Consider the following 18,760-nt stretch of genomic DNA (forward strand, 5'->3'; position numbering starts at 1 on the left):
GCTCTAACCAATACCTTGGACTATATCTCTCTGATACGGCTACCTGTAGGAGCTTCCGCAGGCAGCGATCTTTTGATCTTTAAAAACAGGATCAAAAGATCGCAGCCTGCGGCAGCTCCTACAGGGGAATCATCAGAAGATTTGGGTGAACAGCCAATAGAGGCTGCCCGACAGCAGGATCGCCGCCGGCAATGTCAGCACCCACGCCATCAGCAGATTGCGGATGGTCTTCATCTGCAAGCCGCCGCCATTGGCGACCATGGTCCCGGCCACACCGGAGGACAACACATGCGTCGTCGACACCGGCAAACCAAACATGTCCGCCGCACCAATGGTCAGCATCGCCACGGTTTCCGCCGAGGCTCCCTGCGCATACGTCAGGTGGGTCTTGCCGATCTTCTCACCGACCGTCACCACAATCCGCTTCCAGCCAACCATGGTGCCGAGCCCCAGCGCGATGGCCACGGCGATCTTCACCCACAGCGGAATAAACCGCGTGGCGTTGTCGATCTGTTGCTTGAACAATTGCAGCTTGCTGCTGGTGTCGGCGTCAAAATTGCCGACCTTGTTCTTGTCCATCAGGCGAATGCTTTCGCTGGCCAGGTACATGTCGTTACGCACGTTGCCCATGGCTTCGGCCGGGACTTTCGCCAGCGAACCGTAGCCCCTGACTTCTTCGCCGATGTGCCCGGTGAGGGCGGCGAGGGCGGGAATCAGTTGCGGCGTGGCGTCCTTGCTGCGCACGTAATCGGAGAGCACTGCGCGTGGATCGGCCGGCGTCGGCAGCGGTGCACTTTTCACCAGCGCTTGCTGGGTGACTTGCGCTACAGCAGAGAATTGCAGCGATTGTTCTTCCGGCATGGTGCGGTTCAGCGCGTAGGCCATCGGCAGCGTACCGACCAGAATAAGCATGATCAGGCCCATGCCTTTCTGCCCGTCGTTGGAGCCGTGAGCGAAGGACACGCCGGTGCAGGTCAGGATCAACAAGCCACGAATCCACCACGGCGGCGGGGTGTTGCCTTCCGGCGCCTTGTACAGCGAGCGATTTTTCACGAACGCGCGTAACGCCAGCAGCAACAACGCGGCGCAACCGAAACCCACCAGCGGCGACAGCAGCAACGCGTAACCGATCTTGGTTGCCTGCGCCCAGTCGACACCGCTGGTGCCGTCGCGGCCATGCATCAAGGCATTGGCCACACCGACGCCGATGATCGAGCCGATCAGCGTGTGCGAAGACGACGCCGGCAAACCCAGCCACCAGGTGCCGAGGTTCCACAGGATCGCGGCGATCAACAGGGCGAAGATCATCGCGAACCCGGCAGACGATCCGACTTGCAGAATCAGCTCCACCGGCAGCAACGCGATGATGCCGAACGCCACCGCGCCGCTCGACAGCAGCACACCGAGGAAGTTGAAAAACCCCGACCAGACTACGGCGACGTTCGGCGGCAGCGAGTGCGTATAAATCACGGTTGCGACGGCATTGGCGGTGTCGTGGAAACCGTTGACGAACTCAAAGCCCAGCGCAATCAGCAGCGCCACGCCGAGCAGCAGGAACGGCGTCCACGTGGTGACCACCGTGCCGAGTTCGTGCATGTCGTGCATCAGGCTGTAGGCGGTGAACAGCATCCCCATCGCCAGCACGGCGAAAAAAATCACGTAGGTGAACGGCCCGGTTTTCTTGTCGAGCGCCGGCCGGCCGCTGGCGGCGGAGGCCGAGCTGGCGGTCAGGGAGGGAGTAGCCATGGGAGGACAATCCTGAGCGAGGGAAGGAGTGTCGCCCATGATCATTGCAGAATGTTACAGAGAGACTGCGACAGATCAGTGTTTGGATGAATAGCGCAACCGTCGGTCTTCTGCTCGTTCCCACGCTCCGCGTGGGAATGCCGCCCGGGACGCTCCGCGTCCCTGTGACGCAGAGCGTCACTTGATGCATTCCCACGCAGAGCGTGGGAACGAGCGTGTGGAGACGTCAGTAGTCGCCTCTTTTACGGAAGGCCCAACGCCCGGCAATCACGGTAAACGTCGCCACCAGCGCGACCAGTATCCAGAACCCTTCCGGGTCCTGCGACAACGGCACGCCGCCGACATTCATGCCGAAAAAACCGGCAATGATGTTGATCGGCAACGCCAGCACTGTCACCACCGTCAAAGTAAACAGTGTGCGGTTGCTTTGTTCGTTGAGATTGGCGGCGATCTCTTCCTGGAGCAATTTGATCCGCTCACCCAACGCCGTGAGGTCGTTGATGATCAGCGCAAACTCCTCGGTGGACTTGCGCAACTCCTTGACGTCCTCCTTCTGCAACCACGGCGGCGGGCGATTGAGCAGACGCAGCAACGAGCCCGGCTCCAGCGCCAGCAACCGTTGCAAGCGCACCAACACCCGGCGGTTGGCACCGAGTTCGGCGCGGTTGGTCGACAGCCGTGAGGAGAGCAATTCGTCCTCGACCTGGTCAACGCTCAGGCTGGTCTTGCGCACGATCTGCGTCAGCACTTCACCCTGATCACGGAGCAGATGCACCAGCAGTTCCGACGGTGAACGAAAGCGCTCGCCGGCCTTCACCGACGAGCGCAATTTGTCCACCGAATGCAGCGGCTGCAAGCGCGCACTGACGATCAGTTTGCTGCGCACGCAGACCCACAGCGTCGACACGTCGGAGGAGACCATGCTGCTGAGGTTGAACACCACATCGTTGACCACCGCCAGCAACGCTGAGTCGACGTGTTCGATGCGCGTCGAACGCGAACCTTCGTGCAGCGCTTCGAAAAATTCTTCGGGCAATTGCAGATGACTTTTCATCCAGCGTTCACAGGCGGCGTGAGCCAGGTTCAGATGCAGCCAGAGAAATTCGCCACTGTCATTGTCGTCCTGCAAACAGCGCAAAGCGGTCGCCGAATCGACTTCGCGGCCACGTTCGCCGGGCAGGAAACGAAAGCCGTAGAGCAGGCCAAACAGATCAGGATCGCGATGGCTGATATCGAGGCTGTGGTTCATGAAGGCTCGCTGCGAAGAGGGTGCGCCGGGCGCGCAAATGGCAGGTTCACTGAGCCGCATCATCGCAATGTCACATGACGTTTGTGTGACAGCAAAATGACGTCAAATCAACGCATTACCAGCGGTCGGGAAAATCTCAAGAAGCGCTCTGGCGCGCCGATCACGGGTGAGTTAGCTTGCGCGCCATTGGCCTCGAGCCAAGGTTCGCCGACAGGGAAGTCCGGCCACTTTTCACGCCCGTTTTGGGCGTGCCTCATCCCTGTCATGAGTACCTGTGATGCTGCAAAAATCCCTGAGAGCGCAAATTCTCGCCCTGCTGAGCGGCAGCCTGCTGGCGATGTTGTTGATCGCGCTGGCCTGCTTTCATTTCCTGTCCAACGGCGTGCAAAGCTACAGCCAGTTGATCGCCGGCCCGTTGCACACCTCGCAACTGATCGACGAAGCCAACCTGCAATTCAAAGTGCAGGTGCAGGAATGGAAAAACGTTTTGCTGCGCGGCAAACAACCGGCGGACCTGGCCAAGTACTGGAGCCAGTTCGAAGACCGTCAGCGCGATGTACAGAAGATTCTCGGTGAACTGGCCAGCCAGAAAGGCATCGAGTCGAGCCTGAAATCGCGTATCGAACGTTTGCGTGAAGAACATCGTCAGTTGGGCAGCGCCTATCAGAAGGGCCGCGATGCCTACGTCGCTGCCGGCGGCGATCCGAGCGCAGGCGACAACGCCGTCAAAGGTGTCGACCGTGCTACCAGCGACCAGATGAGCGAACTGGTCGCCGAATTGCGCAAGCAGGGTAACGATCAATCGGCGCTGATCAGTGCCGAGGCCGACCGCACGGTGTTGTTCGGTCTGTTGGTGATGCTCGCTTCGGGTGTGGTGATCGGCCTGCTGAGCCTGTGGCTGGTCAACCGCAATCTGGTCGAGCCGATTCGCAAGCTCATCGACTACGTCACTCAGTTGAGTCGCGGCAAACTCGCTGAACGTGTGGTCAGCGACCGCCAGGATGAGTTGGGCAACCTCGCCGCTGCGGCCAACACGTTGCGTGATTTCCTCGCTGAAACCTTCACCCGTCTGCAACGCAGCGCCAGCGATCTGGACAGCGCCAGCGGCGAGTTGAATGCGATTGCCACGACCATGGCCGGTGGCACCAACGAGCAGTTCAACCGCACCGATCAAGTGGCCACGGCGATGAACGAAATGTCCGCCACCGCGCAGGAAGTGGCACGTCACGCCGCCGATGCCGCGCGTGCCGCCGACGATGCCGACCAGTCTGCCCAGCAGGGTGAAAAGGTCATGCAAAGCACCATCCATTCGATCACGCAGATGCGCGGCGAAATCGCCAACACCGCGACCGTCATCCGGCGTCTGGAAGCGGACAGTGGGCGCATTGGCAAAGTGCTGGAAGTGATTCGCGGCATTGCCGAGCAGACCAACTTGCTGGCACTCAACGCTGCGATTGAAGCGGCGCGCGCCGGTGAAGCCGGGCGTGGTTTTGCGGTGGTTGCCGATGAGGTGCGCAACCTCGCCCAACGCACCGCTGAGTCGATCATCGAGATCAACCAGATCATCCAGAACGTGCAGACCGGTGCGGTCGACGCGGCGCAAGCGATTGAAAGCGGTCAGTCGCGCAGTGATGAAAGCGTCGAGCAAGTGACCCAGGCGGGCGCAATGCTGGAGCGCATCACCCATGCAGTAGAGGCGATTCGCGACATGAACCGTCAGATCGCGACTGCTGCCGAAGAGCAGACCTCGGTGGCCGAGGATATCTCGCGCAACCTCACCGAGATCACCTCGATCGCTAGCACCAACCTCGACAACGTGCAGCGCACTGAAAGCGCCAGCCAGAACCTGCATGGTCTGTCAGGGCAACTGAACGAAGTCACTGCACGCCTGAGCGCGTGACCCTTTGACTGTGTACCGGTTCGGATACCGAGTCGCTACACAGTCGATCTCAAATTGACGCGGCCATGGTCGATGACCGGTTATCTATCACCGGCATTGGAGCACTCCCATGGTCAGCATCACTTCTGTTTCGATCAACCAGACCCTCAGCACCTCGACCAGCAAGACCGCAATCAGCGACGTCAGCGAAGACGCGGCAACCGCCGCCTCTTCGAGCACTGGGGCTGCCACCGACGCACCGAAAGCGGCCGGTGGCGCGGCGCCTTCGGGTGGCAGCAGTTCCAGCAGCAGCGAAGAATCGGATTCGGTGAAAGAACTGCGCAAGCAGATCGCCGAACTGCAAAAGCAATTGCAGGAACAACAGCAATCGCTGCAAGCGGCGCAGGCCAAGCAGGAAAGCTCGGAGGCCAAAGCCGCCGACGTTGCTGCCGCTCAAGCGCAGATCGCCAGCACCTCGGCTTCGCTGCAAACCGCCACATCGGCCTTGCTGCAGGCGCTGCAGGATTCGGACAGCAGCACCTCGGGCTCGCTGGTCAGCACAACGGCATAACCGTTGGTCGCTTTATCGGCGGTTTTACGCCTGAATGAGTCTGCACCTGTAATTTCTGACAGTAGACGGTCTTCGGCCTGCGCCTGATAGTCCTGACATGCCAGCGGATCAGGGCATAGGTGATTTGCGAACTTATCAGGAGAAAGGCAATGGCCGAAGAATTGTTACCAATGAGTCTTGTCGCGGGGCAAAAGACAGTTATCTATTCAAATGAAGTTGATGTCCTGACACCTAGAGTTGCCATTCCAGCTCGTGATTTTGTACTCGGTGAAGTCATCGTCGTTATGATGGGCGAAACCGAAGTTGCCCGACATGTTTACCGCGAAGGCGATCATTTTGTCGTGCATGTGATTCTGGATAAGTCGAAGCTGCATCAAGTTGTCGGTACGGTCGACTTTGGCTATAAAATTGTTGTCCTCAATGAAGACCAGAAAGAAAGAGTAGTGGCCGCTTCAAAAACGATTCGCGCTGAAGTTCACTCGTTCAATAGCAGTACGAGTTCGTCTTTCTCGAACGTGTTGGAATGACCCTCTAAATGACCTCGTAAAAACAAAAAAAACACCTGCACGACTCATCACCGTGCAGGTGTTTTCATTCAGGCGATCAAGTGTCTTGTTTGTTGCTCAGCACCTTGCCGGTGGTGGCGTCGAAGTCGACATCGAACTCTTTGCCGTCTGCGGTTTTCAGCTCGACTTCGTATTCGTAACCGTTGAAGTGGTTATCCAGGTCGGTGTCAGTGATGGTCGCACCCGGGTGCAGTTTCAGCGCTTCGGCGTTCATCGATTCCAGCGACTTGATCTTGCCGGACTTGACCAGTTCAGGGATCTGGTCGACGCGAACATCAGCCTGGGCCAGGCCAGCAGTCAGGGTCAGGGCGGCGGCAGTAAACAGGGCAGTCAAGGTTTTCATCGGTTCAATCCTTTTAATGTTTGTCGGAGCGGTGTGCTGTTTGAGTGAGTTCAGGTTAATCACCGCAACTTAACTCACCCTTAAAAACACCGCGTTCGATTGCGTCGTTTGTTCAATTGCCGCACAACGGAACATCTCAAGCTGTGCCTTCGATCAATGGAGGTGCAGATGAAACGTATCTTTGCAGGCGTGTATGCGCCGCTGTTCTGGGCCGGCTTCATTGGCGCCGGGGTGTGGCTGAGCGACGTCTCGACGCTGGCGTTGTTGCCGCTGTTTGGGTTGGCGCTGGCCGTGTCGTTCGCGGCGGAATGGGCGTTGCCCTATGAGGTGTGCTGGAACCGTGCGGCCGGTGATCGGCGGCGCGATATCCTGCATGCGCTGGTCAACGAGGCGTTGAGTGCGCTGGGATTGCTCGCCTTGCCCGGGTTGGTCGCACTGCTGGCGATTGACGGCGTATGGCCCAAAGGCTGGGCGCTTTGGTTGCAACTGGGATTGGCGATATTGATTGCTGATGCAGGTATCAGCCTGATGCATTACGCCAGTCATCGTGTGTCGTGGCTGTGGCGATTGCATGCGGTGCATCACAGCGTAGAACGTTTATATGGCTTCAACGGATTGATGAAGCATCCGCTGCATCAGTTGCTGGAAGCGTCGGCGGGGCTGCTGCCTTTGCTGGTGCTGGGCATTCCTTCGCCAGTGGCGGCGCTGCTGGCGTTTGCCATCGCGATTCAACTGCTGCTGCAACATTCCAACGTCGACATGCGCCCCGGATATTTGCGCTGGATCTTTGCCTGGGCGCCACTGCACCGTTTTCATCACATGAAGTACGGGCGCGCCGGTGACGTCAACTTCGGCCTGTTCTTCACCCTGTGGGACTGGCTGCTGGGCACGGCGTTCTATACCGAGGATTATCGAATCGGGCCGGGCGATCTGGGGATCGGCAGTCGAGCGGATTTTCCCCGTGACTACGTCGCGCAACTGCTTGATCCGTTAGCCACGATAACGCTAAATCGCGAGCCACCAGTGCCCGCCGCGCTGCGTCGTTGAGTCAGTCGAGCAGATGCAGCTCGATGTGCTGCAAGGCCTGCCGCGCGGTCACCCCGAAGAGTTTTTTCAGGCTGCGCGAGAAGTGCGCCGAGTCGGCGAAGCCTGCATTGTGCGCAGCGATGGTCACCGCATCACCCGCCAGTACCGACGCCATCGCCATGCGCAGGCGCCGCCACAGCACCAACCGGCGCACGGGCAAGCCGACGTGATCGACCAGCAACCGTTGCAATTGGCTCAGGGACAGATTCGCCGTGTCGGCCACCGCCCGCGCGGCGACTTTGTCTGTCAGCGAGGCGTCGATGGCCGCCAGCGCCCGTGCGATCCGTGGATCACTCAGCGAACGTCGCGGGCATTGGCGTAGCGCTTGATCCAATGCCGGCAGCGACAGTTCGGCGCAGAACACCGCTTCGCGCAATGTTGGCGCGGCGAACATCAACGGTTCGGCATACACGGTCAACAGCGGATCCGGAGCATCGATAATGGCGTGGCGCGTGTTGGAGGCGATCAGCAATTGCGAGGTGCTGACGGTTTCGCCATCGAGCCATACCGTTGCCGGTCGCTCAGGGGCGAGGATGATCTGGTGGGCATAGTGTGAATGGGGCGCGGTGCGCCCCGACACTCCGTGGATCAGGCCATAGTCGTGCCCCAGCCAGAGGCGGCCTGTCCACTCGGTGTGTGCGGTCACTCAGTAACCATTGTTCTTCAACAGCTGATCGACACTGGCGGCCGCCGGGCGTTTGTAGAACTTCAACAGTTCACTGGCGCGGTTGGTGAAGATGCCGTCGACACCGGCAGCCATGACTTTCTCGAAGTCCACCGGCTCGTCGACCGTGTAAACGTGAACCAACAGACCCTGATCGTGGGTGTACTTGTTCATCCACGGCTGCACCAGATCCGAATAGCTCTGATCGCCGCCGTGGGTCAGTTTCGCCGACGGTCCGGTGCCGATTGCACCCTGCGCCTTGGCGTAGTCGATCCACTGCTTGAACTCGGCTTCCGATTTCGGTTCCTGCTTGCCGTAGTAGGCGTTTTTGTCCTTCTCGCCAGACTCGGCGAAGGTCACCTTGGACTTCGCGTCCATGCCGCCTTCACCGACCCACAACAGGAGGATCTTCGGCACTTGCGGCATTTCTTTCTGCAGCAGTTCGAGGCTGTTTTTCTCGAAGGTTTGCAGAATCACTTTGCCCTTGCCCTGACCCACGCCCAGTGCGCTTTTCGCCAGTTTGGAGCCAGCCGGGCTCAGCCAGCCACGGTCCTGCAGTTTCTCTTTCAGATCGTGCTCGATACCGGGGAACAGTTGCGGCTCCTTGGTCTCGATGTACAGGCCCGGTTTGTGCTGTGCATTGGCCTGGGCGATGTCGATGATTTCATCCAGGGTCAGAATTTTCAGGCCGACATAGGACGGGCGCGCGCGATCCGGGTATTTGGCGTTGTACCAGCTGCCGGCGTCGAGGGTTTTCAGTTCGGCCATGGTGAAGGCATTGGCCGGGCTGTCCTTGCGATCCGGGAACTTGGTCGCGACGTCAGTGGTGCGTTGCAGGTTGTTGTCGTGCAGGGCGAACAGCACGCCGTCCTTGCTGCGCTGCAAGTCCATTTCCAGGTAATCGGCACCCAGATCACGCGCCAGTCTGTACGAGGCAGCGGTGGATTCCGGTGCATCGAAGGACGCGCCACGGTGGGCGATCACCGCCGGGTGCGGAATGCCGTGAGCCGCTGCGACAACGTTGGGCTCAGCCTGGCTGGCGGCCTGCGCCTGACCGAGGCCGAGTAACAGGCTCAGCATGAGGGCGCTTTTGGTGAAAGTGGCGGGCATGTTCGAGATCCTTTCGCGGGTCTGTTTCAAAGACGTACCTTTTAACAATTGAAACGAATGCGTGCTATCGCCAGACCGACATAAACGTATTAAAAGCGTTTTTTTCTGCACTTTTGTGTCGCCGTTTGCAGTACGCTTGCCCTCGGCAGACGTCCCGGCAGAGGGCGCTCCGTGCAGTTGCCCTGCGTGTAAACCATCGATCCTTTTTCGTGAGGTTTACCATGCGCATCACCTCCCAACTCATCTGCCAGGCCGCCGACGACCTCAAAGGCTTTGTCGGCCTCAACCGTAAAACCAATCAATACATCGTGCGTTTCAGCGAAGACTCGTTCGGCATGGACGTCGCCGACGACGGCATCATGCCTACCCGTGAATTTGTCTGGGCGCAGGCATCAGAGCAGACCATGACGCTCAAACGAGAGCGGATCCAGTTGCTGCTGGACCAGAATATTGATGAGCGCATCAACATCACCGAACCGTTGCGGGTGTATATGCAGAAGGTTGAAGTGCCGGAGATTGTGGCGCAGCGCAGTCTGGTGCACGGCTGAGAATCTGCGGTGACAGGCAGGGCCCCATCGCTGGCAAGCCAGCTCCCACAGAGATTGGCGGCGCTCACAGAACCTGTGGGAGCTGGCTTGCCAGCGATGGGGGCCCCGCAATACACGATGACACTCAACTCACGAACGCATACTCGCGTTCAACCCTGCACACCCGCGTATGAAACGCCGAGTACCAGATCTCGCGCCCGCGCGCCTGGATCAGCCGATGCTCAGGATGCTGTCGCCACGCCAGAATCGCCGCCTCGCTCTGCCAGTACGACACGGTGATGCCGACGCCATCGGCCCCGCGAATCGACTCCACTCCAACAAAACCAGGTTGTTCGCGCACCAGTTCGGCCATGCGTGCCGCCGCTTCGGCATAACCGTTGTCGCCCTCGGTGCGCGTCGAGGTGAAAATCACCGCAAAATAATCGCCCTCTGGCTTCATCAGCGCGGCCCCCTGCAAGCTTCGACAAACGCCCGCACCAGTGGCGGCATCTGGCCCTTGAGGGCGGCGCGTTCCGGCTGGAACAACGTTGCGACAAAAAACGGATGGCCCTTCAGCTCAATCGCGCGCAAATCCCCTGAGCAATCGTGTCCCACAGCCTGTAATCGATTACTCAACAACTCGCGTTCGAACTGCGGATTCACGCCATAGCGGCAGCGGTAGCCTTCATGAATATCGGACGTTTCGTACGCGTTGGCGATCAACGAACCGGGCCGCAGATGGATGCCGTCGACGGCTTCGACCAGCGAGCAAGTCAATGGCGTGAGCACCGCCCTTGCCGATCCGGGCGACGTCTCGCCATGTTCGGCATCGGCCCAGCCCATAACGTTGCGGGAATACTCCAGCACGGCATGCTGAAAACCGCCGCAGGTGCCAAGGAACGGGCGTTGGTGCTCGCGGGCGAAACGGATTGCGCGCAGGGCGCCGGCTTCACTTTTGTACGGGCTGGCGGGGACACACCAGAAGCCGTCGAAGTGTTGCAGCGGTGTATCGGCGTGGATCTGATCAGTGGCCAGCCATTCCAATTGCAGCGTCTGGCCGAAGTGTTCGGCGACAAGACCGAGGGCCACCGGGATGGCCTGGTGGGCAGTCACTTGCGGGTCGTAATCGCCGATCAGGGCGATGGAAACAGCGTCCATGTGAATTCCTTATCTTGAATGTATCGATGAACCCCCTCACCACAGGTTTTGGGTCTGGCTCAGAGAGAACGCGATTGTCGGCTGGCGATGCTCACTATAGATTGGCGTCCACGCACTCAATATTGGCGTTTCCCCAAGTGATCAATGCAGCGACGCACTATCAACTCGACTATCCCGATCTGGCCCTGATCCTCGCCCTGGTGCGCGGCGGCTCTCTGGCCCGCGCTGCGCAGCTGTTGAAAGTAGACGTCTCGACGGTATTTCGCGCGGTGCGGCGCCTCGAAGCGTCCCTCGGCCAGCAACTGTTCGAAAAAAGTCGCGCCGGGTACCTGCCGACCACGCTCGCGCAAACCCTCGCCGAACAGGCTGAACGCGCCGAGCAGGCGCTCGACGCTGCGCGCATCGGGGTAGAGCAGGGCGGTGAAGTGATCAGCGGCACGGTGCGCCTGACCTGTACCGATTCGGTGTTGCAAAGCTTGCTGCTGCCGGCGCTGGCGCAATTCATGCCCAACTACCCGGCGCTGACGATCGAATTGAGCACGTCCAACGATTTCGCCAACCTCAGCCGCCGCGACGCCGACATTGCCTTGCGCCTGACGCGGACACCGCCAGAACACCTGGTCGGACGGCAACTGGCGAAGATTTCCTACCGGGTCTGCGCCAGTACGCGTTATCTGCAAAACGTCGATGCGACGGATCTGGCCGCGCTCACCTGGATTGCCCCGGACGACTTCCTGCCCGATCACCCGACGATCGCCTGGCGCCGCCAGCAATTGCCCGGTGTCACACCAAGTTATCGTTGCAACAGCATGTTGTCCGTCACCGAACTGGTGCGCGCCGGGTTGGGTGTAGCGGCGCTGCCGGACTTTCTGATCAGCGAAGGTTTGCAAGCCTTGGGCGAACCGCTGCACGGTTATGACACGGCGCTTTGGTTGCTGACCCGTCCGGACTGCCGGGCGTTGCGCTCGGTGGTGACGTTGTTCGATGAACTCGGACGGGCGTTACGCTTGCCCTGATCAGCGTTGCGGGTTTTGCTTCATGTGCTGATGCATCTCGCTGGTGAGATTCTCGATGCGTTCGGTCAGGCTCTTGGTCATCTCGGTCAGGCGGGTGTTCTATTGCAGCAGTTCGAGCAGTTGCGCGGTGTTCTGCGCGGCTTGGGCCTGACGCTCGGTGTTGGCCTGCGCGAGGGCTTCACGGTGTAACGCGTCGGCGTCCGCCTGCGCCTTGTCGCGCGCGGCCTGACGGGTTTGTGCGAGCAGGATCAGCGGTGCGGCGTAGGCCGATTGCAGGCTGAACGCGAGGTTCAGCAGGATGAACGGGTAGACGTCGAATGTGGTCGCGCCAAAAACGTTGAGGCTGACCCACAGCAGCACGATCAAGGTTTGCGCACCGAGGAACGTCGGCGTACCGAAGAACCGCGCAAACGCCTCGGCGCGCAGTGCGAAGGTGTCGTTGCCGAAGGTAGTGGCGAGGTGGGCGTGGGGGCGGTGGAAGCGCAGGTGATCGACGGGGGCTGTTTCAGGTGTTGCGGGTTTTTCAGTGGTCATGAGGTACTCGGCAGGGCGTGGGACATTCCATGACTATAGCCCTGCGTTGTGGTGGGCGGCCTCTTCGCGGGCGAGCCTTGCTCCTACGGTAGGAGCAAGGCTTGCCCGCGATGGCGGCGACGCGATCTACCGGACTGCCTCAGACATCACCCCGGCGCCCGCTCATTGGCAAACATGCTCACTGCCTCCACCGCTTCACTGGCGCCATCACGAATCTGCAAAATCACCGTCCCCGCCTGATTCGCCAACTCGACGCCGTCCGCCGCACGACCTCGGGTGCCGTCCATGCTCTTGATCGCCTGACGGGTTTCACTCTGGATCAAACCGATCATGTTGGAAATCTCGGCCGTCGACCCGCTGGTGCGCGCCGCCAGTTGCCGCACCTCGTCCGCGACCACGGCAAAACCGCGACCCTGCTCACCGGCACGCGCGGCCTCGATCGCGGCGTTGAGCGCCAGCAGATTGGTCTGATCGGCAATCGCGCGAATGGTGTTGACGATGGCGGTGATCTGCTCGGAGCGCTCGCCCAGTTGGGCGATCAAGGTTGAAGATTGCGCGATGTCATCGGCGATTTCACGCATTTCACTGGCGGCCTGCTGAATCACCTGAGTGCCTTGCTCGGCGACTTTTCGCGTCGCCACCGAGATGTGATAGGCCGCGCTGGCGCTGCGTGCATCTTGTTCGTGCTGCTCGACCCGCGCGGTGACGTCGGAGGCGAACTTGACCACTTTGCACAACCGCCCGGCGGCGTCGTAGACCGGGTTGTAATTGGCTTCCAGCCACACCGTTTGCCCGCGTTTGTCGACGCGCTCAAATTGCCCGTGGAAAAATTCGCCCTGGTTCAAGCGTCGCCAGAAATCCTGATAGGCGCTGCTGTGGACCAGCGCGGCGGTGCAGAACAAACGGTGATGCTTGCCCATGAGCTCGGCGAGGGTGTAACCCATGCGTGTCAGAAAATTCTGATTAGCCGTGAGAATACTGCCGTCGAGATTGAATTCGATCACCGCCATCGCCCGGTCAATCGCTTGCAACCTGGCATTGGCGTCACTTTCCTGCTGCACCCTGGCGGTCACGTCCATGGCGTACTTGACCACTTTGACCACGCGGCCGGAAGCATCCTTGATCGGGTTGTAACTGGCTTCGAGCCAGATCGGCTGGCCCTGGCCATTGACCCGCTCAAACGTGCCGGACTGGAACTGACCATTTTTCAAACGTGACCACAGCTCACTGTACTGGGCGCTGCGACCGAATTCGGGCGTGCAGAAATGCCGGTGTGCCTGACCGATCACCTGCTCGGGCGCATAGCCCATGGTCTTGAGAAAGTTGTCGTTGGCGCGCAGCACCACGCCGTCGAGATTGAATTCGATCACCGCCATCGAGCGATTGATCGCATCGAGCAGGCCGGATTGTTCGGTCAGGGTGTGCTGGAGTTCGTCGAGGGCAGCTTTGTGACGGTTGAAAAACATGTTCGCAATACTCTGGAAGGAGGGACGAGTGGGTGATTCAGTCCCTGTTCCCGCGCTTGCAGGCCGAATACGCAGGGTGGCATTCGGCGGTGACTGCTCAATGCCAGCGTTCCATGGCTGGCAGATGGCTACTTATACAAAACTTCATAAACTTGTACAAGAAAGTAATTTTTTACAATTTTGTATAAGTTTTCAGGCGCCAGCGTCCTGAGTGACGGGGCGGCTCAAGGCTACGCTGATCGTGTTACGACCCGTGTGTTTCGCGGTATACAGCGCTTTGTCGGCATCATCCAGCCAATCCAGTGCGTCCTTGTACACGTTTTGATACCGCGCCAAACCGATACTCAGGCTCACTCGCAGCTCGGGCACATCGGGGTGGCGATACCGCTGCAAGGCTTCCCGCAACTGCTCCATCACAGCTTCGGCCTTGTTCAGCGGCAGGGTCGGCAGAATCACGCAGAACTCATCGCCGCCATATCGGCCGGCCAACTCGTCTTCATCGAGCACGTGTTTGAGCGCCTTGCTCAACTGGCGCAGCGCCGCGTCGCCGACGATATGCCCGTAGCTGTCATTGATTCCCTTGAAGTGGTCGATGTCGATCAGTGCCAGCGTGGCGGCGGTGTTGTGTTGCCGGCACTGTTGAAACTTCAGGTGCAGCAGGTCTTTCCACGCGCCATGGTTGAGCAGGCCGGTGAGGCTGTCGGTGCGACTGAGGGCACTGAGCGCGCGCTTGTGTTGCGAGAGTTTGATCGCCAGTTGGTAACAGACCATGCCCAGCGCCAACGGGTACAGCGTCAGCATCGGCAGGCAGGCCCAGACTTGCGTCTGCGTCATTGTCAGGTTGAATTTGAAACCGAAGATCGCCCAGCCCGACAGCACACCAGCGAGTTGGGCGAGGGCGCCGAACACGAACAATCGATGGCCACCGGCGGCGACGTTGTTCATGGTCATCATCGACAGGATGGTCACGGTGGTCAGCGGATTGAACTGGAAACACGCGGCCCAGAAACCGCCGCACATCGAGTCATAGAGCAGATTGCGCCGCTCGGCCTGATAGGGGAACGCCGCACGCGTGGAGATCTGGTAAGCCAGATGCGGCCAGGCAAAACCGTTGAACAACAGCAATGCCCAGATCCAGCTCGGCAAGCCCAGCGGATACAGCGCGGCGCCGACGCTGAAAAAACCGACGCCCAGCCCAATGGCCCGTGGCAGGTAAATGCGTCGGGCGAATGACAAGCCTTTGCCGCGGTGGTTTTCCATGAGGCCCTGCGCGAAATTCATCCTGAAATACTTTGCAGTATATTTCTTCAGGCCGACCGTCCGTCGGTCGATTGTCGGACATTGTCATTTATTCCAACGGGAATAATCAGTGTCCTTCCGAGCCATTTAATGGAGGGCTCGCGCAGGAGAGGGGTGATCCAGAGCGAGTTTCAGCGCTGGTAATGCGCCAGAAACATGTCCAGCGCCGATTCGGCCACGGTGTTTTGCATGTCGGCATCGAGGGCGGCGCGGCCCATGGACATCTGCGGCCAGAACCCGAAGGTCTTGAGCAGGCCCTGCAACTGATGCGCAGCGAACTCCGGGTCAACCGGTTTCAAGCGGCCATCGGCTTGCGCTGCTCGAATCCACACTGTCAGGCCTTCTTCGCGTTCACCCATGCGCTCGACCATGTTTTGCGCACGCTCGGGCGAATGAATCGTCGCGGCAATTGCAACCCGCGCCAATGTCAGAAAGTTTTCGTCCGCCATCATCTGCACCTTGGCCTGCAGCATCTGACGCAGTTGCTCGCGCAGTGGCTGATCGCGGTTGTAGCTGACCGTCTGCTCGGCGCTGATGCGCGCCCACAACTGGTTGAGAATCTCGGCGAACAGCTCTTCTTTGCTGGGGAAGTGGTTGTATACCGTGCGCTTGGACACACCGGCAGTGGCGGCGATCTTGTCCATGCTGGTGACCTCGAAACCATTGGCCCGGAATTCGGCAATCGACGCCTGAATAATGGCTTCGCGTTTGCGGTCGGTGAGTCGCTGTGGAGCTGTCATAAGTACGCTTCGGCAGGAAAAAAATGAAATTACACTTGGCAGTTTACTTGTCGCCGGGTTTGATGCAACCTTGAAACTACACCGATGAGTGTAATGTTGCGTTAATCCTCGCAACTTAAAAAAACGTATGTTCGGCCACTGCGTGCAGCCATGGCCATTTATCGTCCCACCGTGGAAAACCGTGAATTGTGCGGTTCTCCTGGAGTCACTCAGACATGGCCCATTCCAATTCCGTTTCTACGCCTGAAGCCTCGCGCCAGGCTCAAGGACTGTTCCGCAATCATGCGCCGGTGCAGCGCGAAGGCCTGCGCAAAATGCTGCGAATCATGTGGAACATGATCTTCCACAAACCGCGCGACACCCGGCCCGCGTCGGCGATTCCGGTGCAGCCGCTGACGCGCGAAGAGCTCCTGGCGGCGCCAAACCACAGCGTCTACCGCCTCGGCCACTCGACGCTGCTGCTGAAAATGCGCGACAAATTCTGGATCACCGACCCGGTCTTCGCCGAACGCGCCTCGCCGGTGCAATGGGCCGGGCCGAAACGCTTCCACCAGCCACCGATCAGCCTCGACCAATTGCCGCCGATCGAAGCGGTGATCCTTTCGCACAACCATTACGACCACCTCGATTACCAGGCGGTGTTGGCACTGGCCGCGAAAACCACTTACTTCCTGACCCCGCTGGGCGTCGGCGACACCCTGATCAAATGGGGCATCGACGCCAGCCAAGTGCGTCAGTACGACTGGTGGCAGGGCGCGGAAATCGGCGGCATCCGCTTCGTCGCCACCCCCTCACAGCACTTCTCCGGCCGCGGCCTGTTCGACGGCAACAGCACGTTGTGGGCATCGTGGGTGATGATCGACGGCGACACGCGAATCTTCTTCAGCGGCGACAGCGGCTACTTCGACGGCTTCAAACGCATCGGCGAACAGTACGGCCCGTTCGACCTGACCTTGATGGAAACCGGCGCCTACAACGTCGAATGGCCGCACGTGCACATGCAGCCGGAAGAAACCTTGCAGGCGCACCTCGACCTCAAGGGGCGGTGGCTGCTTCCAATCCACAACGGCACGTTCGACCTGGCGATGCATGCCTGGCATGAACCGTTCGACCGGATTCTGGCGCTGGCGTGGGAGCGCAGTGTTTCGATTACCACGCCGCGAATGGGCGAGGCGTTTAACCTGGCGCAGCCGCAGCGTGGAGAGGCGTGGTGGTTGGCGGTTGACGGGGAGAGCGAGGCGGTGGTGCAGAGCGCCTAAGTGACTGAAGTTGGCTCGCTGCCAAGTGGGCGAGCCTTTAACTCAGCGATACAGCCCTATCTTCCTGCTGTAATCAGCCACCGTGGTGGCCGGTAAATCACGGAATTTTCCACGACGGATTTGTTGGAATCTTTCCAAGGGTATTTCCAGTCTCCGAGCTGTCTCAGATTCACTCATACCCGCGAACTCGCTGAGTGAAGTCAGTTCTGCCATATAGCCGGCTTTGATCTGCATCTCGCCTGCTTGCCCGAGCCCCAAATCCTGATAAACATTGCCTGTGCTTTCTTCGATCCCAATCATGTTCTGATCCTTACTCTGCCATCGCATAGTCCCCATGCCCCACCGATTCCGATGAAGAGCACTGTCCACTCGCACTCCGCCCCGGTGCAAACCCCGGAAAGAACACCAACCCCTGCGCCTCAAACCGGTAAGCCAACGCCAGCCGTGCCGCATCCGCGACCTCCTGCTGCGCCTCGAACCGTTGAATGTCTTCCACCGCAACCTCAGCCTCGCGCGACAGTTGTTCCGCGCTCCAGCCCAGCATCGCTCGGGCCTGGACGCAATGCGTCGGGGTGAACTGGAAAAGGGCAATGCGTTCGAGGATGTGGTTCATCGCAAGAGAGGCCATGGTGTGCTCCGGGCTCAAGAGTGCTGATTGAAAATGTACTGTGTTTTTGTACAGTTGTTTTCGGCCGGGATCAAACGCATTTTTTGATTTGCCCTAGTTCGCCGCCTGCAACCAGACGGACGGTGCCTGTCCCAGCACCCGCCGAAACATCGTCGAGAACGCCGCCGGGCTCTCATAACCGAAGTCCAGGGCGATCCGCGTCACCGCTTCGCCCGCCGCCAGCCTGGCCAGCGCGAGTACCACACAGGCACGCTGACGCCACTGGCTGAAACTCAACCCGGTCTGTTGGCGGAAGAGTCGATTGAAGGTGCGCAAGCTTACGTGCAACTGCTCCGCCCACTGTTGCGGTGTTTGATGCGCATTGGGTTGATGCAGAAAGCTCTGACACAGCGCCAGCAGTTTTCCGTCAGCCGGCAGTGGAATGTGCAAGGGCAGGGGCGCACTGCGCGTCAGTTCATGCAGGAGCAAATCGATCAACACACCATCGCGGCCCGCCTCGTCGTAGGCCAACGGCAACTCCACCGCTTCCATCAGCAGATGCCGCAACAGCGGCGACACACTGATCACTTGGCAACGCTCACCCAAATCTACCGCGTCCGGTTCGATGTACACGCTGCGCGTGCTGACCCCGAGCATCAACACCTCATGCGCCACCCCCGGCGGAATCCACACCGCCCGTTGCGGCGGCACCACCCAGTTGCCGTCATGGGTGCTGACCTGCATCACTCCCGTTGCGCCATAGAGCAATTGCGCCCGCCGGTGCGTATGACGCGGTAACAGGTGACCGTAGGAATAATCTGTGCCGATCGCCACCACCGCGCGCGGCGTGTCATCCAGCAGATTGATCGAAACATTGCGCATCGAGCGATTCTCAAAGGTTGGCGTAAACGCAAACATTATTGGCTGAGTTGCTGAAGCA

20 protein-coding genes and 1 pseudogene are annotated in these 18,760 nt (G+C 59.7%); 7 read left to right on the plus strand and 14 right to left on the minus strand.

Annotation, left to right across the window (positions count from 1 at the left end):
* Window positions 1-132 precede the first annotated feature (132 nt).
* Complete coding sequence (locus tag EJA70_RS20320) at window positions 133-1,746, minus strand: inorganic phosphate transporter (protein WP_158833052.1); 1,614 nt, start codon at window positions 1,744-1,746, stop codon at window positions 133-135.
* Between the two features lie 226 nt (window positions 1,747-1,972).
* Window positions 1,973-2,995, minus strand: a complete 1,023-nt coding sequence (locus tag EJA70_RS20325) for a transporter (protein WP_008084903.1) — start codon at window positions 2,993-2,995, stop codon at window positions 1,973-1,975.
* Window positions 2,996-3,269: 274 nt separating this feature from the next.
* On the opposite strand from EJA70_RS20325, the gene EJA70_RS20330 reads away from it, so the two are divergent.
* The 3 genes from EJA70_RS20330 to EJA70_RS20340 all read left to right on the plus strand — a co-directional run bounded on the left by EJA70_RS20330 (window position 3,270) and on the right by EJA70_RS20340 (window position 5,972).
* Complete coding sequence (locus tag EJA70_RS20330) at window positions 3,270-4,895, plus strand: methyl-accepting chemotaxis protein (protein ID WP_178116937.1); 1,626 nt, start codon at window positions 3,270-3,272, stop codon at window positions 4,893-4,895.
* A gap of 109 nt (window positions 4,896-5,004) precedes the next feature.
* Window positions 5,005-5,445 (plus strand): hypothetical protein, encoded by a 441-nt coding sequence (locus EJA70_RS20335; protein WP_158833056.1) that lies wholly within the window; start codon window positions 5,005-5,007, stop codon window positions 5,443-5,445.
* Window positions 5,446-5,594: 149 nt separating this feature from the next.
* Entirely contained in the window at window positions 5,595-5,972 is a 378-nt protein-coding gene (locus EJA70_RS20340) for a hypothetical protein (RefSeq protein ID WP_158833058.1), read from the plus strand.
* A gap of 76 nt (window positions 5,973-6,048) precedes the next feature.
* Here the strand turns inward: EJA70_RS20340 and EJA70_RS20345 are convergent, their stop codons facing one another.
* The gene (locus tag EJA70_RS20345; RefSeq protein ID WP_007917758.1) at window positions 6,049-6,354 is read right to left on the minus strand and encodes a PepSY domain-containing protein; all 306 of its coding nucleotides are present in this window, start codon (window positions 6,352-6,354) and stop codon (window positions 6,049-6,051) included.
* A 168-nt stretch (window positions 6,355-6,522) separates the two neighbouring features.
* Here EJA70_RS20345 and EJA70_RS20350 point away from each other — a divergent pair, with 168 nt between their 5' ends.
* Complete coding sequence (locus EJA70_RS20350; protein WP_158833060.1) at window positions 6,523-7,401, plus strand: sterol desaturase family protein; 879 nt, start codon at window positions 6,523-6,525, stop codon at window positions 7,399-7,401.
* A 1-nt stretch (window position 7,402) separates the two neighbouring features.
* Here EJA70_RS20350 and EJA70_RS20355 read toward each other — a convergent pair whose 3' ends face one another.
* Together EJA70_RS20355 and EJA70_RS20360 are read right to left on the minus strand one after the other, a co-directional pair.
* Complete coding sequence (locus EJA70_RS20355; RefSeq protein WP_158833062.1) at window positions 7,403-8,086, minus strand: helix-turn-helix domain-containing protein; 684 nt, start codon at window positions 8,084-8,086, stop codon at window positions 7,403-7,405.
* Window positions 8,087-9,214, minus strand: a complete 1,128-nt coding sequence (locus EJA70_RS20360) for a glycerophosphodiester phosphodiesterase (protein WP_158833063.1) — start codon at window positions 9,212-9,214, stop codon at window positions 8,087-8,089.
* Between the two features lie 221 nt (window positions 9,215-9,435).
* Here EJA70_RS20360 and EJA70_RS20365 point away from each other — a divergent pair, with 221 nt between their 5' ends.
* Window positions 9,436-9,762, plus strand: a complete 327-nt coding sequence (locus EJA70_RS20365) for a DUF2025 family protein (RefSeq protein WP_008084886.1) — start codon at window positions 9,436-9,438, stop codon at window positions 9,760-9,762.
* Between the two features lie 124 nt (window positions 9,763-9,886).
* On the opposite strand, the gene EJA70_RS20370 is transcribed toward EJA70_RS20365, so the two are convergent.
* Together EJA70_RS20370 and EJA70_RS20375 are read right to left on the minus strand one after the other, a co-directional pair.
* On the minus strand, window positions 9,887-10,201 hold the full coding sequence (locus EJA70_RS20370; protein ID WP_158833065.1) for an antibiotic biosynthesis monooxygenase: 315 nt from the start codon (window positions 10,199-10,201) through the stop codon (window positions 9,887-9,889).
* Window positions 10,201-10,899 carry a CTP synthase gene (locus tag EJA70_RS20375; RefSeq protein WP_158833067.1) on the minus strand — a complete coding sequence of 233 codons (699 nt, stop codon included), beginning with the start codon at window positions 10,897-10,899 and terminating at the stop codon, window positions 10,201-10,203. Before EJA70_RS20375 ends, EJA70_RS20370 begins: the two co-directional genes overlap by 1 nt.
* 137 nt (window positions 10,900-11,036) lie before the next feature.
* Here EJA70_RS20375 and EJA70_RS20380 point away from each other — a divergent pair, with 137 nt between their 5' ends.
* Window positions 11,037-11,915 carry a LysR family transcriptional regulator gene (locus EJA70_RS20380; protein ID WP_256677713.1) on the plus strand — a complete coding sequence of 293 codons (879 nt, stop codon included), beginning with the start codon at window positions 11,037-11,039 and terminating at the stop codon, window positions 11,913-11,915.
* On the opposite strand, the pseudogene EJA70_RS20385 reads toward EJA70_RS20380, so the two are convergent.
* From EJA70_RS20385 to EJA70_RS20400, 4 genes and pseudogenes are all read right to left on the minus strand, one after another.
* A pseudogene (locus tag EJA70_RS20385) lies at window positions 11,916-12,449 on the minus strand (DUF1003 domain-containing protein).
* A gap of 146 nt (window positions 12,450-12,595) precedes the next feature.
* Complete coding sequence (locus tag EJA70_RS20390; protein WP_158833071.1) at window positions 12,596-13,915, minus strand: methyl-accepting chemotaxis protein; 1,320 nt, start codon at window positions 13,913-13,915, stop codon at window positions 12,596-12,598.
* A 192-nt stretch (window positions 13,916-14,107) separates the two neighbouring features.
* Window positions 14,108-15,175: a diguanylate cyclase gene (locus EJA70_RS20395; RefSeq protein WP_158833119.1), complete on the minus strand. Its 1,068-nt coding sequence runs from the start codon at window positions 15,173-15,175 to the stop codon at window positions 14,108-14,110.
* 170 nt (window positions 15,176-15,345) lie between these two features.
* Complete coding sequence (locus EJA70_RS20400; RefSeq protein WP_008084872.1) at window positions 15,346-15,954, minus strand: TetR/AcrR family transcriptional regulator; 609 nt, start codon at window positions 15,952-15,954, stop codon at window positions 15,346-15,348.
* A 215-nt stretch (window positions 15,955-16,169) separates the two neighbouring features.
* Between EJA70_RS20400 and EJA70_RS20405 the strand changes: the two genes are divergently transcribed.
* A complete protein-coding gene (locus tag EJA70_RS20405) occupies window positions 16,170-17,213 on the plus strand; it encodes an MBL fold metallo-hydrolase (protein WP_158833073.1) in 1,044 nt (347 codons plus the stop codon).
* Window positions 17,214-17,255: 42 nt separating this feature from the next.
* On the opposite strand, the gene EJA70_RS20410 is transcribed toward EJA70_RS20405, so the two are convergent.
* From EJA70_RS20410 to EJA70_RS20420, 3 genes are all read right to left on the minus strand, one after another.
* Complete coding sequence (locus EJA70_RS20410; protein ID WP_158833074.1) at window positions 17,256-17,513, minus strand: XRE family transcriptional regulator; 258 nt, start codon at window positions 17,511-17,513, stop codon at window positions 17,256-17,258.
* Window positions 17,514-17,523: 10 nt separating this feature from the next.
* Window positions 17,524-17,841 (minus strand): XRE family transcriptional regulator, encoded by a 318-nt coding sequence (locus EJA70_RS20415; protein WP_158833076.1) that lies wholly within the window; start codon window positions 17,839-17,841, stop codon window positions 17,524-17,526.
* A gap of 93 nt (window positions 17,842-17,934) precedes the next feature.
* Complete coding sequence (locus EJA70_RS20420; RefSeq protein WP_158833079.1) at window positions 17,935-18,702, minus strand: helix-turn-helix domain-containing protein; 768 nt, start codon at window positions 18,700-18,702, stop codon at window positions 17,935-17,937.
* Window positions 18,703-18,760: the final 58 nt, after the last annotated feature.

Source organism: Pseudomonas sp. PB103 (assembly GCF_009764635.1).
Taxonomy (GTDB): domain Bacteria; phylum Pseudomonadota; class Gammaproteobacteria; order Pseudomonadales; family Pseudomonadaceae; genus Aquipseudomonas.

Excerpts from the sequence above, each read along its gene's own strand:
- EJA70_RS20320 (WP_158833052.1), bottom strand. The coding sequence starts at position 1,746 with ATGGCTACTCCCTCCCTGACCGCCAGCTCGGCCTCCGCCGCCAGCGGC.
- EJA70_RS20325 (WP_008084903.1), bottom strand. The coding sequence starts at position 2,995 with ATGAACCACAGCCTCGATATCAGCCATCGCGATCCTGATCTGTTTGGC.
- EJA70_RS20335 (WP_158833056.1), top strand. The coding sequence starts at position 5,005 with ATGGTCAGCATCACTTCTGTTTCGATCAACCAGACCCTCAGCACCTCG.
- EJA70_RS20340 (WP_158833058.1), top strand. The coding sequence starts at position 5,595 with ATGGCCGAAGAATTGTTACCAATGAGTCTTGTCGCGGGGCAAAAGACA.
- EJA70_RS20345 (WP_007917758.1), bottom strand. The coding sequence starts at position 6,354 with ATGAAAACCTTGACTGCCCTGTTTACTGCCGCCGCCCTGACCCTGACT.
- EJA70_RS20350 (WP_158833060.1), top strand. The coding sequence starts at position 6,523 with ATGAAACGTATCTTTGCAGGCGTGTATGCGCCGCTGTTCTGGGCCGGC.
- EJA70_RS20360 (WP_158833063.1), bottom strand. The coding sequence starts at position 9,214 with ATGCCCGCCACTTTCACCAAAAGCGCCCTCATGCTGAGCCTGTTACTC.
- EJA70_RS20365 (WP_008084886.1), top strand. The coding sequence starts at position 9,436 with ATGCGCATCACCTCCCAACTCATCTGCCAGGCCGCCGACGACCTCAAA.
- EJA70_RS20370 (WP_158833065.1), bottom strand. The coding sequence starts at position 10,201 with ATGAAGCCAGAGGGCGATTATTTTGCGGTGATTTTCACCTCGACGCGC.
- EJA70_RS20375 (WP_158833067.1), bottom strand. The coding sequence starts at position 10,899 with ATGGACGCTGTTTCCATCGCCCTGATCGGCGATTACGACCCGCAAGTG.
- EJA70_RS20390 (WP_158833071.1), bottom strand. The coding sequence starts at position 13,915 with ATGTTTTTCAACCGTCACAAAGCTGCCCTCGACGAACTCCAGCACACC.
- EJA70_RS20395 (WP_158833119.1), bottom strand. The coding sequence starts at position 15,175 with ATGGAAAACCACCGCGGCAAAGGCTTGTCATTCGCCCGACGCATTTAC.
- EJA70_RS20400 (WP_008084872.1), bottom strand. The coding sequence starts at position 15,954 with ATGACAGCTCCACAGCGACTCACCGACCGCAAACGCGAAGCCATTATT.
- EJA70_RS20405 (WP_158833073.1), top strand. The coding sequence starts at position 16,170 with ATGGCCCATTCCAATTCCGTTTCTACGCCTGAAGCCTCGCGCCAGGCT.
- EJA70_RS20410 (WP_158833074.1), bottom strand. The coding sequence starts at position 17,513 with ATGATTGGGATCGAAGAAAGCACAGGCAATGTTTATCAGGATTTGGGG.
- EJA70_RS20415 (WP_158833076.1), bottom strand. The coding sequence starts at position 17,841 with ATGGCCTCTCTTGCGATGAACCACATCCTCGAACGCATTGCCCTTTTC.
- EJA70_RS20420 (WP_158833079.1), bottom strand. The coding sequence starts at position 18,702 with ATGCGCAATGTTTCGATCAATCTGCTGGATGACACGCCGCGCGCGGTG.